Raw genomic sequence first — 16,127 nt, forward strand, 5'->3', positions numbered from 1 at the left:
TTTTCTCCACTTTCAAGAATCACTGGATATGGTCTGTAAAAAAAATGAATTGAATCTTGTCCCCCAATCTTGCGGATCATCTGTTTTTTTATCCGGAAACATTGATCGTCTACCAATTGGTAGACGATCGAGCCACAGTTGGTAGACGAAAGTGATCCAACTGGTAGACGATCGGGACACAGTTGGTAGACGATTAATTCCTTCAAAAAAAATATTAGACTATCTGGGCAAAAAAAGAACAAGATCCAATTGAATTTTCAACTCTCTGAGAGAAGAAACAAGGTTGAAAATAAGACAACTGTGTAGGCAGTGGAATTAAAATCAGGCAGAATCGGATAAACATATTCCACCTCTTTGAGGTTTAATAGAGATAGTTCAAAGCAAATTATATGAAATACACTATCTTTGTTTGAACAATTGTATGAAAAAAGTAAAAAGTGTTCTATTATGACGCACCATAATTGCGAAAACTGCTCCATAAGAGCGAAGTATGACCAAGCTCCCAAGTCGCTGATCGGTCGTTTCTGGCGTTGGCACATCAACTTCTGTCCGGGATGGAAAGGATATATCCATTCATTGGATGATGAGAAAAGGCAAGCCTTGAAAAATAAATATCAGCTGAAATAAATATTGAAGAATTAATCTGGCTTTCGGCCGAAAAAGAAACAATTGGAATATGGTGGAGAAACCCCTGGTAGATAAACAGTACTTACTCGAAAAATTCCCCGGCAAAAGCGGTTGGACATATGCAGAAATTCCTGAACTCCAGATTGGCAATCGATCCTTTGGGATGTTGAAAGTAAAAGGTTCGATTGATGGTTTTGAGGTTGCCAACTTCCATTTAATGCCTAAGGGCAACGGCAATTTGATGATCACGGTTAAAACCGAAATTCGAAAAGCGATCAACAAGCAAGCAGGTGATTGGGTACACATTGTTTTATATTCGAATGATGAACCGCTTGTTACCCTCGAAGACTTTCTATTATGTCTGCGCGATGAGCCGGAAGCCCTACGGTTTTATCAGTCGCTCAACGAAAACGAACAACAAGACTACGTCAAGTGGATCTTCTCCGCCAAGGCTGAGCAAACGAAAGTAGAACGAATCGCCAAAACACTTGACAGGCTTGCGAAGAATCAGAAGTATCACAAAGAATAAGGATAAAGGAGATAAAAATGAGAACACCTACCGATCACAAAATTTCAATAGTTCAATCTACTGAATAACACTATATTTCTAAAAAAATACTATCTTTAGCGCATGAAAAAATTTCTTTTCATACTCGGACTGTTTTTTACAGCATTTCTACTTACACCCAAAGAAGTTGTGAGTAGTGATGATATGCTTGTTTTGCAAGAACACGAGGCTGTTATGAAAGAAAAAAATGCGGCAGATATGCAGCATCGACTGGAAACGATTACTAAAGATTTACGGAACAGTAGCGGCCTGACTCCTCGTCGAAATTTTCAGACATCTTCTCAGACAATCAATGTTCGTTTTTTGAAAAATACCGAACGAATCATTCAATATATCCGTTTAAAAAACCAAAACTGTCTTCAAAAAGTCTCAGAATACGTTAGTTTTAATGAAACGACCAACCACTCTGCACTTCTTACCCGAATGCGGTATCACGTCTTCGCTTTGCGAAAAATAATTATTTGAAATTTAAGTAAATATCAGATTTGGTGAGGGAAATAAGTTTCTTTCACCCATACGTTTGCGTCTAAGCGTAACAAAAAGTCTATTTATTTATTAAAATCATAATTATCATGGCAAAAAATAAAGCGGGAAAAACGCGTATCTATCTATATGTACTTTTAACAATTGCAGGTTGTATCTTAGCTTGCAGTTCTATCATCACAAACGACTATCTGAAATTACTGGTAGTGATGCTTACGTTATGTGGTGGACTTTTCGGTATTATGAAGGGGTTAAGCAACCCTTCAGATACAGAGAAATCAATAACTAAGGAATAAATAACTTCAAATAGAAAATATAATGCGCATGAATAAAGATTTGGCAGAAGCTCTTATGATGCTTTCTGCAATCTGCTTGGTATTGGTCGGCACTTCAGCTTTTGATAGTGGAACGACAAAAAACATACTAATGGGCGGATTAGGTATTTTAGCTGTTTTAATGGGAATCATTCGCTTCTTCTCAAAAAAAGGGGGAGAAGAAACGACCGAAAATTAACCAGCCAGTCTGTTCTGATAGAAAAGAGAAGTTTTCCAGACTTCTCTTTTTCTATTTTAATGCGTTTGCACAAGCACTCTTAAACCTTCTCCTAAAGTCAGCACTCTCTTTTCTCCTTCTGCATTATAGACGCATCAAAAAGAACTATTAGAGAGCAACTATATATTATCGCAGGGTATATGACCCCAATTTTTACACAAAACTCAATTCTTTGGATTTTTAAAATTATCGTCATCAACAATTCTAACAACCCAACACCTCCTTGATTTACAGGCATTTTATCCATTTCTCCGATACACAAAAGTCTCTTTCGCCCCACCCTCATCATCTTTTTATCCATTTTTTTCTCGATATCGTTTGGAGTTAACCAAAAAAGCCATATCTTTGCAACGCTTTTCAGGGGAAAAGTCATTCAAAAACAAATTTACGGGCGTTTAGCTCAGCTGGTTCAGAGCATCTGCCTTACAAGCAGAGGGTCGGCGGTTCGAATCCGTCAACGCCCACGGAACGGCGAAATCCTAAAAAGACAGGAGAAGCCAACAAAAGACAAAAAGTCTGTTAGTCAGTAGATTAGCAGACTTTTTTTATTCTACCCTCGGACAAGAAAAGACAATTTAGGACAGCAGTCGAGTGAGTAAAAAGTGACCGAATTCACATACTCATTTTTCAGTCACTTTTTCGTTAATTATCGGCTGGAATATAATGACTTACAATGACCTAACTTGGCTTATTTGAGAGCTTCATTCTTTAAGTTTCAGTGAGTAATTTTGTCGAATTATTAAAAAGAATGAGCAATGAAAAGTACGTATCGAATCCTTTTTCTTATCAGAAAGAAGAATGCAAACAAAGATGGCCTGACTAATATTATGGTCAGAATATCCATTAGCGGAGAAAAAGCAGAATTCAGTTCTAAAGAATTTGTAAAGCCTGAAATGTGGAATTCATTGGGCAAAGTCATGGGAAGAACAAAGGAAGCCCAACAAATCAATGATTCACTGGATAAAATAAAGATTGCTCTAGATAAGCAATACAAAGAAATCCTTGAAAAAGACGGTTATGTTACACCAGATAAACTCCGAGATACCTATTTGGGTAAAATTATACGCAAACACTCAGTCTTATCTTTATATGATATTAAGGTGGAGCAAAAGCGAAATCTTGTAGGCAAAACAATTCGTGATACTACTCTTGCTAAATATCTGGCAACCAGAAAACGCGTCGGTGATTTTATGGTATATAAATACAAGAAAGAAGATATGCCAATCCGCGATGTAGATTTTCAGTTCGTAACTGATTATGAAGTTTATTTAAAGTCGGTCTGTGGATGCGGGCATAACTCAACGGTCAAGCATTTACGTTATCTGAAACAAGTTGTTACCAATGCACTCAAAAACAGATATATCACTGTTGATCCTTTCGATGATTATACATTGGGATACAAACCTGTAAAAAAGGAGTTTTTGATTGAACCTGAAATCAAGAAACTGATGAATAAGAAATTCGAATCGAAACGATTAGAAGAAGTACGAGATGTTTTTTTATTCCAAATTTTCACAGGATTAGCTTATATAGATGCTGCCAATCTAACAGAAGATAATATCATAGAAGATGGCTTCGGTCAGAAGTGGATACAACTAACCCGCCAAAAATCTTCCGTTCAGGCAAATATTCCTCTGTTGGATGTTCCTTTATCTATCCTCAAAAAACACAGAGGATTAGAGGATGGCAAACTTCTACCAATTCATACCAACCAGAAAATGAACGAATATTTGAAAGAAATCGCTTCTTTATGCGGCATAAACAAAAGGCTTACAACACATTGCGGAAGACACAGAGTTGTATCTTTTGCGCTATAAATAAGCAAGTTACAGAAAATAATTTCTTGATAGGTAACGATTTAGAAACGAGCGAACTTCATTGATTCGCTTAGTTCTTGCATAAAATAAAGAGCGACTTAACTTGGTGTAAAGATACGGAATAATCTCCATATTGCCAACATTTTCAATATATATTCTTAATCCCTTTCTCTGCTATTTCTTCCGTTCAGCCATTCAACATATTGGCACAATGTACGTGTAAATATGTGATTTTGAAATTTCTACTATTCTCAAAGAATCACTATCTTTGTATCAGAAATATAGAATTTTAACGGGTTAAATCCGTTTAGATATAACATAACGTTCGCTGAACGTCTCAATGTAGAAAACTGGTAATTTTCATTTGAAAGAGACTAATAGCGCAATGTTCATGCTATACGAAAGTATGGCGTGGGCTTGCCTGTTTCTTTCAAAGGGTATACCAGTACCTCTACATTGGAACTGTGTGAGTTCCACGCTTTTTTTTGCGTGTTACAGCGAATTAAGTTAAGGACTTAATAATACGTAAATATTAGTAACATGAAAAAGATTATTCTTTACATTGCTGCATCACTCGACCAACGCATTGCAGAACCGGGCGGTGAATTGGACTGGCTTACCGGATTCTCAAATCCCGAAAAGGCAGATTACGGCTACAAAGAACTATCAGCTTCGGTAGACACGGTTATTATGGGTGGTCGGACTTACCGTGAAATTCTGAATATGGATGTAATCTGGCCGTATTCAGAGCAAACGGCTTATGTTGTTTCCCACCATGAATGGGAAGCAAAGGGAAATATACGTTTCATTACAGAGAATATTATTGAAACAATTTCTGAACTTCGCAATCAGGACGGGAAAGATATTTGGTTGGTCGGAGGTGGCAAATTGGTTTCAATGTTGCTTGCTGCGGATTTAATTGATGAAATGCAAATTTGCTACGTCCCTTTAATTTTAGGAAATGGTATACTCTTATTTCCCGGACAAGATAAGGGATCAAAATGGAAAATAACAGGTACTAATGTTTACAATTCAGGTATGCTAAAAGTTGATTATCAAAAAATATTACAGTATCATTTAAAATATTAGTATCTTCATACAAGATACTAATAAATTAAAGTACATATTAATGCGTATTATGTAACCTTTTTGGCAATAAAATTGTTTATAAAATATATAAGAATACATAAAGGCGAGTTTCCACTAAAAATTAGGGAATTGTTCACTCGCCAAAACATTAAGTAATATTAAAAAACATCATTATGGAATCAACTAAACAGCAAGCAAACACCATGTTCTTAGAAAACGTAAGCCGCTACAGTTTTGACGAGACTTTTGAAAAATTGTCAGAAAAAATCCTGTCCATAGGTAATTGGAAAATACAGCATATTCATGATATGCAGGAAACGCTTCGTAAAAATGGGAAAGAAGTACTGCCTATAAAAGTTATAGAATTGTGCAGCCCTAAATATTCCGGAAGGATATTGGAGCGCGATGCGGAACGTCTCTATTCATCGTTACTTCCATGTCGCATATCTATATATCAAACTTCTGACGGTGTAACTCATATTTCGCGTATGAACTCGGCTGCAATGGCTGCACAAATTGGTGGGCTGGTAGAAGAAGTAATGAGTGAAGCCTTCGCAGAAATTGAAAAAACGATAACTGAAATATAATCGTAAATTTAAGGGTAGGTAAAAACGAATAATTTCATGGCAAATTTGTAATTTTACAGCATGAAAAATTTGGCTGAATGTCTGAAAATATAGAATCGTTATTACAAGCAAGAGGTATAAAACCTACTGCCATGCGTATGCTTATTTTAAAGAATATGCTTGATTTTTCGCGGGCATTCAGTTTAGCTGATTTGGAAGCAGTGATGGAAACTGCTGATAAATCAACCATTTTTCGTACCATTACCCTTTTTCACGAAAAACAGTTAATTCACAGTATTGATGACGGGTCAGGAGCGGTGAAATATTCCGTCTGTAACAGTAATTGCTATTGTAGTATCGACGATACACATGCTCATTTTTACTGTTTACATTGCCACAAAACCTTTTGTTTGGAAAAAGTTGCCGTTCCTGATATAAACATTCCCGATAAGTTAATTCCAGTAAGTATAAATCTCGTAATTAAGGGCTTCTGTGAAAATTGCACTAAGTTTGCAACTTAGTTGCAAAATATAATCGCTATCTTTGCAGCATGAAAATATTCGCTCTCATATTTGCATTATTCATTTTTTCACTTTCGGTTAACGCCTTTGGTGAGATCGGATGTTTGTGCGATAAATATGAGATTACGGCGAATATGGACGGAAACTCGCAAAGCAGTGATGATGGTTGTGCAGAGGGTTGCTCCCCTTTTCATGCGTGCCACACCTGTTCGGGGTTTACAATATCTCCGGTTTCTCATATTGCGAAACCTGTATTGAATAACAGGCTTTCGACACCAATTTTCCACGCTCAACAATTCATTTCCGCTTTCTGCGTAAACATCTGGCAGCCGCCAAAAATCGGTTAATTTAACACCTTACTTAAGGGACAGACTTTACGTTGAACACATTTATTGCTGTTCAGCGAGGTAATTTTTGTATTCAATAAAGTTGTCAACAATTAAACCGAATAATATGTTCGATAAAATCATAAAGTTCTCAATAGAGAACAAACTCATAATTGGTGTCCTAACACTGGCACTGGTTATTTGGGGAATCATATCCGTGGTACGGCTACCAGTGGATGCTACTCCCGACATTACCAACAATCAGGTACAAATCATCACGCAAGCCCCTACATTGGGTGCACAAGAGGTGGAGCAGTTTATTACTACGCCCATCGAACTGGCTATGGCTAACATACCCGATGTGATTGAAAAAAGGAGCATTAGCCGTAGCGGTATTTCCGTTATTACCATCGTATTTAAAGATGACGCCGACATCTATTGGGCACGGCAACAGATAAGCCAGCAATTGAAAGAAGCGGAATCACAGATTCCGCAAGGGTTGGGTGAACCGACTTTAGCCCCTATTTCCACGGGGTTAGGCGAGATATACCATTATGTGATCCACACAAAAGAGGGATATGAAGACAAGTACAGCAGTACCGACCTGCGTACCATACAGGATTGGATTGTAAAACGTCAACTCGCCGGAACTGAAGGTTTAGCCGAAGTAAGTGGCTGGGGCGGTTATGTGAAACAATACGAAATAGCATTAGATAATGATAAGCTGGCTTCAATGAATGTCAGCATTGCTGAAATTTACGAAGCCTTAGAAAAGAACAATGAAAATACAGGTGGCAGCTATATAGAACAAGGCAGTAACTACAACTTTATCCGTGGTATTGGTTTGGTAAAAACCTTATCTGATATTGAACGGATTGTTATTAAAAATACTAATGGTACACCCATATTGATCAGGGATGTAGCCGAAGTTCGTTTTGGAACGGCTACCCGCTACGGAGCCGTTACCCGTAACGGTGAAGGCGAAGTGGTTGCAGGCATCACATTGATGTTGAAAGGCGAAAATTTCTCGCAAGTGATAGCTAATGTCAAAGAGCGGATGGAGCAAATCCAAAAGAGCCTTCCCGAAGGCGTAATCATTGAACCCTTTATTGACCGTACAGAACTCGTAGGTCGGGCTATGGGTACTGTTGAAAGGAACTTGCTCGAAGGAGGGTTAATTGTTATTTTTGTTCTGGTCTTATTATTGGGAAATTTCAGAGCAGGACTGATTGTCGCCTCTGTCATTCCTCTTTCCATGCTCTTTGCCGTTAGTATGATGAATATGTTCGGCGTGAGTGGTAACCTGATGAGCTTGGGGGCTATTGATTTCGGGTTGATTGTGGACGGGGCTGTTATCATAGTCGAGGCCATTGTCCACCGCATTACAGGACAGAGCCTATTATTTAAAGACAAACCCCTGCTTACCCAGGCCGAGATGAACAAGGAGGTCTACACTGCCGCTTCAAAAATCCGAAACACTGCGATGTTCGGGGAAATAATCATCCTTATTGTTTACCTTCCCATCTTATCGTTAGTAGGCATCGAGGGCAAGATGTTCAAACCGATGGCTCAAACGGTATCGTTTGCCATACTCGGTGCATTCATCCTGTCGCTGACCTATGTGCCGATGATGAGCGCACTGTTTTTAAGTAAGAAAACCTTTCATAAAGAAAATTTTTCCGACCGCATCATCAATACCCTCAAACGTTGGTATCGTCCTGCGTTGGATTTTAGCCTGCGTTGGAAAAAAACGGTTATTCTGTCAATGGTCGTTCTGTTTATCTTCAGCCTCGGCGTATTCAACCGTTTAGGCGGCGAATTTATCCCCACATTGGAAGAAGGAGACTTGACTGTTGAAATCAGCATGGTACAGGGCACATCGCTTACACAGGTAATCGAAACCTTCGGCATGGCTGAAAAAATATTGAAAGACAAATTTCCCGAAGTAAAGCAAGCTGTTACCCGTATCGGTAGCGCAGAAATCCCTACTGACCCGATGCCTATCGAACGAGGCGATATGATGTTATCCATGATACCAAAGAAAGAATGGACAACAGCCAAAAGCCGCGAAGAAATGATGGAGGCAATGGAAGAAGCATTGGAAGTAATTCCGGGTATATATGTGGAAATAACACAACCGATGCAAATGCGTTTCAACGAATTGATAACAGGTATTCGTCAGGATGTAGCCATTAAAATTTATGGCGAAGATTTAGAAGTTCTTACCGCACAGGCGGAGAAAGTGGCTGGCTATATTAAAAACGTGGAGGGAGTTAGCGAACCATTTGTGGAGAAAGTAACAGGATTACCGCAAATACAAGTGGAATATAATCGCGACAGGATAGCGGCTTACGGGCTTACCATAAGCGATGTAAACACTGTACTAAGAACCGCTTTTGCCGGAGAGGTGGCAGGCGTGGTTTTTGAAGGCGACAGACGTTTTGAAATGGTTGTCCGCTTGAAAGACGATTTACGGAGCGATTTGGCTAACCTTGAAAACTTATTTGTAATGCTACCGTCAGGCAACCGCATTCCGCTTAACCAAGTAGCCGAAATATCCTATAAAACCGCCCCTGCACAAATCAGTCACGAAGAGGGACAGCGCAGAATATACGTCGGATTTAACGTTCGCGGTCGTGACGTGGAAAGCACAGTAGAAGAAATTCAACAAATATTAGATAATAAGTTGAAACTTCCGGCTGGTTATTATTACACCTATGGAGGGCAGTTTCAAAATCTAAATGAAGCTAAAGACCGACTGATGATAGCCGTTCCTGCCGCGTTGTTGCTTATTTTTGTATTGCTGTTCTTTACGTTCCGTAATGTAAAATTAGCCCTGCTTATTTTTACTGCCATCCCTCTTTCAGCTATCGGTGGAATATTTGCCCTGTGGTTGCGGGATATGCCGTTCAGCATATCTGCGGGCGTTGGATTTATTGCCCTGTTTGGGGTTTCCGTACTCAACGGCATTGTGCTGATCGGACAATTCAAGCAATTGAAGGAAGAAGGCATGGATGATATTTACGAACGGGTACGAACAGGAACCGACATTCGATTGCGTCCTGTAATCATGACAGCATTGGTGGCTTCGCTCGGTTTCTTGCCTATGGCTCTTTCTACGAGTGCGGGAAGCGAAGTGCAAAAACCACTGGCAACGGTAGTTATCGGTGGATTGATAACGGCAACCATACTTACCTTATTGGTATTGCCTGCACTCTACATTATATTCAACTCGAAAATCAACTTAAAGCATAGGATAATGAAAATAGGAAAATCAACAACATTGCCAATAGTCGGTCTGCTAATTGCATTTTCTCTGTTTTCTGCCGAAAACGCCAACGCTCAAAGCAACCGTAAGTCTTTGCAGGAATGTATTGATATAGCCTTGAGGGGAAACCTGCAAATCCGTTCGGCAGATTTAGGAATAGAACAGGCGGAAGCCTTGCAGGGAACGGCATTCAACCCTGAAAAAACAAGCATTGAATACGCCCAAGACCCCATAATGCCCGGTTTGATTGATAAAAAAATCGGCATCACGCAAACATTCGAGTTCCCGACTGTATATATAAGTCAAGGGAAGATGCTGAAACAGGAGACCCTGTTGGCCGAAAGATCGAAAAGTATTACGCAGAATGAAATCGTGCGGGAAGTGTCTGAAACTTATTACAACATGCTTCACGCATTACAAACGGTCAATCTTTTACAGCAGCAGGACAGCATTTATGCCGATTTTTTGCAGAAGGCAACTGTTCGTTATAATACGGGCGAAAGCAGCCAACTGGAAAAAATGAATGCAGAAAACAGGTATCAGGAAAACCGCTTGCAGCTAAATCAAGCTATTTCAACGTTGGCAAGCCGTCAATTGGAAATGCAAACGCTGCTCAATACCGGAGAATCTATTTTGCCGCTGGAAAACGAGTTGCAAAAACTTCCCGACTTGGTTTCGTTGGATGTAGAATCGGTATCTGTTAATCCGTTGATGGGTTACTTCGATCAACAACTGAACGTCAGTATGGCACAGGCAAGTGTAGAAAAGAATAAACTGCTACCCGATATTTTTGGTGGATACAACTTTACGGATGCTAAAGTTCCGAGCTTTCAGATAGGAATCAGCGTACCCTTATTTTTCGGGGCACAACGCTCGAAAATCAAAGCAGCCAACATAAGGAGCACACAAATCGGCATGGAAAAACAACAAGCCCTGCAATCTCTGCAAAATGCTTATTCCGTGCAATACAACGAATATCTCAAAGCCAAAGAAAGTTTGACGTATTATGAAACCGCAGGCGTGGCACAGGCCAATGATATTGTGCGGGTCGCTAATGCATCCTATCAACTCGGAGAAATAGGCTACATGGAGTACATTCAAAACCTGCAAACAGCTATCGGTATCAAATTACAGTATGCCGGAGCAATGAACCGTTTCAACCAGTCAATTATTTTGTTAAACTATTTAAAAGGGAATCAGTAAAATGAAAACAACAATAAAATCAATCACAGCACTCCTTTTGCTGGCAGGTGCAATCGGATTTTCTTCGTGTACTGAAAGTGGAAAAAAGCAGGAAGAAACCGCGACAGAAGAGAGCCATTCGGAAGCCATTGAAGTGTCCGAAGAACAGATGAAAGCCGTTGGTATAGAGTTAGGGACGGTAGAAATGAAAAACCTCAACAGTGTGGTTAAAGCAAGCGGGCAAATGGCTTTGCTCCCTCAAAATAAAGCTGATGTTACATCACTGGCGGCAGGAATTATCAAGCAGATTATGGTTATTGAAGGAACTGCTGTGAAAAAAGGACAGACCGTTGCCCTATTGGAAAACCTCGAAATTGTGAAACTGCAAGAGGCTTATCTCGCCCAAAAGCAAGAACTGGCTTTCAGCTATCAGGAATACGAACGCCAGCAGGAATTGAGTAACCAAAATGCAGGAACGGGCAAAGTGTTTCAACAGGCTACATCCAAGTATGAAACGGATAAGGCTCGGCTTGCAGGACTTGAAACCCAGCTACGCCAACTGAATATAAACCCGGCAATGGCAGCAGCGGGAAATTTTGTTACGCAAATTCCCATCTTAGCCCCCATTAACGGAGTGGTTGGCGAGATTCACATCAAAACGGGAAGCTATGCCGATATGCAAACTCCGCTGATGGAAATTACAGATAATTCGCAGATACAATGCAATATACAGGTATTTGAGAAAGATTTCCCCAAAGTAAAAACAGGGCAGCAGGTAGAGATCGTCCTCACCAATATGGAGAATAAACCTATTTCGGGAAAAGTTCACAGTATCAACCAGTCGTTCGAGAACGACAGCAAATCCATTACCGTACACGTAAAAGTGAACAATCCTGACGGTGCGAAATTGCTTCCCGGCATGTACGTTTCGGCTCTGATTAACGTTGGCAATCAACTTGTAAGAGCTGTACCTGCCAATGCTATCGCCCATGCAGAAGGCAAACAGTTCATCTTTTTGTTTACTGGTATAGAAGAAGGATGCAATGACCCCGATTGCAAAGAAGAATGTGATGAGGACGGTAAAGTTTTCCAATTCAATAAAGTGGAAGTAATAACCGGTACATCGGAATTAGGTTTTGTGGAAATCACACCCTTAGAAACGATTCCCGAAAATGCGGAAATTATTTCAAAAGGAGCATTTTACATTATGTCTAAAATAAGTGGCGGGGAAGAGGAAGAAGAATAATTAAAAAAATGGGAAAGCATTTAAGATATATTACTTAGTAAAATAATCATAATTATGAGTAATTGTAGTGGTGGTAGTTGTTCAATAAACACTACCGGAAAAGAAGAAAATTTCTCTCAAAAGAAGGCGTATATAAGAGCATCCATTTCATTTATCATGCTCATAGCAGGCATAATCTTTTCTGCCACAGACCTATCTTTTTTTTCTAACAACTGGATAAGGCTGGCATGGTATATCATTGCTTACATTCCGGTCGGAATACCGGTAATAATGGAAGCATGGGAAAGTATTCGTCAGAAAGATGTATTCAGCGAATATACATTAATGAGTATCGCAACTATCGGGGCATTCTTCATCGGAGAATACCCCGAAGGAGTTGCTGTGATGCTGTTCTATGCTGTGGGAGAATTGTTTCAGGACAGTGCGGTAAACCGTGCAAAAAGAAGTATCAGCGCATTACTTGATGTGCGTCCTGAAACGGCAACAGTTATCAAGACAAATAGAACAGAAACAGTTTCGCCGGAGGATGTAAATGTGGGTGATATTGTTGAAGTCAAAGTTGGCGAAAGAGTTCCTCTTGATGGGATTTTACTGAATGAATCGGCATCTTTTAATACTTCGGCATTGACTGGCGAAAGCGTTCCCAGAACGATACGGAAAGATGAAGAAGTATTCGCTGGTATGATATTAACCGACAATGTTTCAAGAATTGAAGTAACAAAACCATTCGGCATGAGTGCTTTGGCTCGCATTCTCGACCTCGTTCAGAATGCGACAGAGAAAAAGGCTCCTGCCGAACAGTTTATTCGCAAGTTTGCCCGGATATACACCCCGATAGTGGTCGTATTGGCAGCACTGATTGTATTGCTGCCATTGGCATATTCAGCTATCAATCCCGCATTTGATTATGTTTTCTATGACTGGATTTATCGGGGACTTGTATTTTTAGTAATATCTTGTCCATGTGCATTGGTAATAAGTATTCCGCTTGGCTATTTTGGAGGTATAGGAGCCGCTTCAAGAAACGGTATATTATTCAAAGGAAGTAACTATCTGGAAGCTATTACAAAAGTTAATACAGTAGTAATGGACAAAACAGGAACACTGACACAGGGTGTTTTCAAAGTACAAAAGATTGTTCCTGCAAACCATTTACTTGAAACAGATTTAGTAAACATAGTTGCTTCAGTGGAAACTCAAAGTACACATCCGATTGCTAAAGCGATTGTTGAATATGCAAAGCAGCAGAATATCGAAATTATTAAGCCGGAAATTGTAAATGAAATAGCGGGACACGGATTACAGGCATCAATCGACAAGAAAATAGTATTGGTAGGTAATCCCAAATTATTGACTAAAAACAGTATTGAATTTCCTGCGGAGATTACTACAATACCCGAAACGATTGTTACCTGTGCTATTGACGGGTTATATGCAGGTTATATCCTTGTAGCGGATGCACCTAAAGAAGATGCATTCATAGCTGTAAACGCTTTAAGGGAATTAGGCATCAAAAATATCGTGATGCTTTCCGGTGATAAACAGGCTATCGTATCAAAACTGGCGACAGAACTAAACATCGGTCAGGCTTATGGTGATTTGCTTCCCGAAGGAAAAGTCGAGTATGTAGAGCAATTAAAATCTGATCCGTCGAACAACATCGCATTTATTGGAGACGGAATTAATGATGCTCCTGTTCTTGCCATGAGCGATGTGGGGATAGCAATGGGGGGATTGGGTAGCGATGTTGCCATAGAAACAGCAGATGTTATTATACAAACAGATCAACCCAGCCGGATAGCAACAGCAATCAGGATAGGAAAAGCAACCCGCCGGATTGTCATTCAAAATATAAGTCTGGCTTTCGGTGTAAAACTTATTGTGTTGATTTTGGGTGCAGGAGGTATCGCTACTTTATGGGAAGCGGTATTTGCAGATGTGGGTGTGTCATTATTGGCAATACTGAATGCAATAAGAATTTTGCGGATGAAATTTTAATTCTGCCCGCTTTGGATTTTTTCTGTATAAACATGTGAATAAATATGTTAGTATTATAATTAATACCCAAAGTAGTTCAATGAGTAATAGAACCCTGTTTTTATCATAATGATTACAGGCTTAAGTCCTGCCTTTGGTATAAATAAAGCACGGAATTATGATTCAATTTACTTCCAGTCTTAAAAAAGAGGTCGATATGAAAGTTGAGCAAATCGAATGCTCAGAAATCAGTATGATAACGAAGTCTTTGGAGGCTTGCCGTATACTTACCGAAGCATTCACCCAGCTAAAATCATTTATTCTATCATACAATTTTAAAAATGAGGATGAGGAAATATTTTTTTTCAAAGAAGCAAAACCAAGATTATGCTCCCGCCTTATATATTATCGTAAAGTTTTCAATATTGAAATGAACCGACCTGCGGGTATAGAGATGCAGCGGGAATATCTGAGTGAAATATTGGATGGTATAAACAAATATAATACTAAACGGCTTGATTTTATCCGTTATTACCGTTCCTGTTCTTCTCATTTAGATGCTGCTTACTTCCTACGGAGTCAACCTCATATGGAGCAATACCTCGAAACATTCAATTACGAATTTGATCCTAATTTTTCCACAAATTGCGATTTCAAAGTAGCGAAGATTTTGGCAAATGATATGCTTTCTGCCTATCTTATGCACGAAGTTGAGCTATTGAATGACAACGGAATGAAAATCGGTTCTTTTGGGTTTCCTGCCACCAAACTAACATGGAAAGGCTCAAAAGCAGAATTGCAGGAACAAATCATTTCATGGGATAGCGCAGGAACATTTGGTGATGTTCCACTCACGCAGCTTCACTGCTACATCCAAAATGTATTCAATATTCAGTTAGACAGCAATCTTTCACGAACCTTTGGAGATTTGAAAATACGGTTATCCCCAACACCGTATCTTGATAAATTAAAAGATGCCCTGTTGCGGCGTATGGGTAGAAAATAACAATACCGGGGTCGGTATGTATCGTAAAACATCCGATTTTGATGCTGATTCAGGTCAAAATCGGGTGTTTTGGCTTATAATTCACTCTATACCGACCTTTTCTGTATTTTTTATTTCAACTTTTCGGAGAAAATATGTCTATAATCAACTGCAAACAAGCGGCTTGTAAAAATATTCAAAAAAAGTTACACCGACCTCCTTATCAACGATCAAGAAACGTTCGAACTTTGCAACGAATCAATAAGTTACGAGTATGAAAGTAGTAGTCATAGAATCGGAAGTATATAAAAAGTTGGTGCGAAAAATCGAATGGATTTATTCCTATACAAAAAAGAGAGAGAATGAAAATGCAACCTTACAATCAAACCCTTCAGAGGTTTGGCTAAACGACCAAGATGCAGCCGCTATACTGCGGGTAAGTAAACGTACTATGCAACGGCTACGCAGTAACGGAGAAATAACCTACTCTATCAGGGGCGGCAAAGCATGGTACACGCTGGCAGAAGTTAAACGTCTGTTGTTGGGACGTGTGATAATAAACAGGAAGGAGGCAAGCCATGAGTGAGGAAAACGGAGAATTAAAAGGTTTCATGCAGGAATGGTTCGAGCAATTCATGGGACGTTTTGACCGACTGGATAAGTTTATGGATATAATGAGCGGACGGCATAACGTACTGAACGGCGAGCGACTTTTGGATAATCAGGATTTGTGCCAACTGCTGAACGTGAGCAAACGGACACTGCAACGCTACCGCTCTGCGGGCGAATTAACCTACATAACCATTCATCACAAGATATTTTATACAGAGAAAAATGTAGAAAAATTCATCCGTGACCATTTTTCCAAAGGTGATAATAACAGCGAAACAGAACTTGAACCATCCGGTTAGCTTTTCTGA

The 16,127-nt window shown here is 39.5% G+C and carries 16 protein-coding genes and 1 tRNA gene; 16 read left to right on the top strand and 1 reads right to left on the bottom strand.

Features of this window, described 5'->3' with window-relative positions:
• The first annotated feature begins 447 nt into the window (after positions 1 to 447).
• The 5 genes from M2135_RS04280 (at position 448) to M2135_RS04300 (ending at position 2,191) form a co-directional block, all read left to right on the top strand.
• Positions 448 to 627: a hypothetical protein gene (locus tag M2135_RS04280; protein ID WP_280747366.1), complete on the top strand. Its 180-nt coding sequence runs from the start codon at positions 448 to 450 to the stop codon at positions 625 to 627.
• A 52-nt stretch (positions 628 to 679) separates the two neighbouring features.
• Positions 680 to 1,156 (top strand): YdeI/OmpD-associated family protein, encoded by a 477-nt coding sequence (locus M2135_RS04285; protein ID WP_280747493.1) that lies wholly within the window; start codon positions 680 to 682, stop codon positions 1,154 to 1,156.
• A gap of 102 nt (positions 1,157 to 1,258) precedes the next feature.
• Positions 1,259 to 1,660 (top strand): hypothetical protein, encoded by a 402-nt coding sequence (locus M2135_RS04290; RefSeq protein ID WP_280747367.1) that lies wholly within the window; start codon positions 1,259 to 1,261, stop codon positions 1,658 to 1,660.
• 107 nt (positions 1,661 to 1,767) lie between these two features.
• The gene (locus M2135_RS04295) at positions 1,768 to 1,974 is read left to right on the top strand and encodes a hypothetical protein (RefSeq protein WP_280747368.1); all 207 of its coding nucleotides are present in this window, start codon (positions 1,768 to 1,770) and stop codon (positions 1,972 to 1,974) included.
• A 28-nt stretch (positions 1,975 to 2,002) separates the two neighbouring features.
• Positions 2,003 to 2,191, top strand: a complete 189-nt coding sequence (locus M2135_RS04300) for a hypothetical protein (RefSeq protein ID WP_280747369.1) — start codon at positions 2,003 to 2,005, stop codon at positions 2,189 to 2,191.
• A gap of 97 nt (positions 2,192 to 2,288) precedes the next feature.
• Here M2135_RS04300 and M2135_RS04305 read toward each other — a convergent pair whose 3' ends face one another.
• The gene (locus M2135_RS04305; protein WP_280747370.1) at positions 2,289 to 2,603 is read right to left on the bottom strand and encodes a hypothetical protein; all 315 of its coding nucleotides are present in this window, start codon (positions 2,601 to 2,603) and stop codon (positions 2,289 to 2,291) included.
• Positions 2,604 to 2,619: 16 nt separating this feature from the next.
• Between M2135_RS04305 and M2135_RS04310 the strand changes: the two genes are divergently transcribed.
• The 11 genes from M2135_RS04310 (at position 2,620) to M2135_RS04360 (ending at position 16,118) form a co-directional block, all read left to right on the top strand.
• Positions 2,620 to 2,694, top strand: a tRNA-Val gene (locus tag M2135_RS04310).
• A 291-nt stretch (positions 2,695 to 2,985) separates the two neighbouring features.
• The gene (locus tag M2135_RS04315; RefSeq protein ID WP_280747371.1) at positions 2,986 to 4,047 is read left to right on the top strand and encodes a site-specific integrase; all 1,062 of its coding nucleotides are present in this window, start codon (positions 2,986 to 2,988) and stop codon (positions 4,045 to 4,047) included.
• A gap of 540 nt (positions 4,048 to 4,587) precedes the next feature.
• Entirely contained in the window at positions 4,588 to 5,136 is a 549-nt protein-coding gene (locus M2135_RS04320) for a dihydrofolate reductase family protein (protein ID WP_280747372.1), read from the top strand.
• 173 nt (positions 5,137 to 5,309) lie between these two features.
• A complete protein-coding gene (locus M2135_RS04325) occupies positions 5,310 to 5,723 on the top strand; it encodes a DUF302 domain-containing protein (protein ID WP_280747373.1) in 414 nt (137 codons plus the stop codon).
• Between the two features lie 77 nt (positions 5,724 to 5,800).
• Positions 5,801 to 6,223: a transcriptional repressor gene (locus tag M2135_RS04330; RefSeq protein ID WP_280747374.1), complete on the top strand. Its 423-nt coding sequence runs from the start codon at positions 5,801 to 5,803 to the stop codon at positions 6,221 to 6,223.
• A 453-nt stretch (positions 6,224 to 6,676) separates the two neighbouring features.
• Entirely contained in the window at positions 6,677 to 11,020 is a 4,344-nt protein-coding gene (locus tag M2135_RS04335; RefSeq protein ID WP_280747375.1) for a CusA/CzcA family heavy metal efflux RND transporter, read from the top strand.
• Between the two features lies 1 nt (position 11,021).
• A complete protein-coding gene (locus M2135_RS04340; protein WP_280747376.1) occupies positions 11,022 to 12,245 on the top strand; it encodes an efflux RND transporter periplasmic adaptor subunit in 1,224 nt (407 codons plus the stop codon).
• Between the two features lie 156 nt (positions 12,246 to 12,401).
• Complete coding sequence (locus M2135_RS04345) at positions 12,402 to 14,243, top strand: heavy metal translocating P-type ATPase (RefSeq protein WP_280747494.1); 1,842 nt, start codon at positions 12,402 to 12,404, stop codon at positions 14,241 to 14,243.
• Between the two features lie 157 nt (positions 14,244 to 14,400).
• On the top strand, positions 14,401 to 15,228 hold the full coding sequence (locus M2135_RS04350) for an RteC domain-containing protein (protein ID WP_280747377.1): 828 nt from the start codon (positions 14,401 to 14,403) through the stop codon (positions 15,226 to 15,228).
• Between the two features lie 253 nt (positions 15,229 to 15,481).
• Positions 15,482 to 15,793, top strand: coding sequence for a helix-turn-helix domain-containing protein (locus M2135_RS04355; RefSeq protein WP_280747378.1), 312 nt, complete (start codon positions 15,482 to 15,484; stop codon positions 15,791 to 15,793).
• Complete coding sequence (locus M2135_RS04360) at positions 15,786 to 16,118, top strand: helix-turn-helix domain-containing protein (protein WP_280747379.1); 333 nt, start codon at positions 15,786 to 15,788, stop codon at positions 16,116 to 16,118. Before M2135_RS04355 ends, M2135_RS04360 begins: the two co-directional genes overlap by 8 nt.
• The last annotated feature ends 9 nt before the right edge of the window (positions 16,119 to 16,127 follow it).

The sequence above is a fragment of the Parabacteroides sp. PF5-9 genome, from assembly GCF_029893105.1.
Taxonomy (GTDB): Bacteria; Bacteroidota; Bacteroidia; order Bacteroidales; family Tannerellaceae; genus JARXWG01.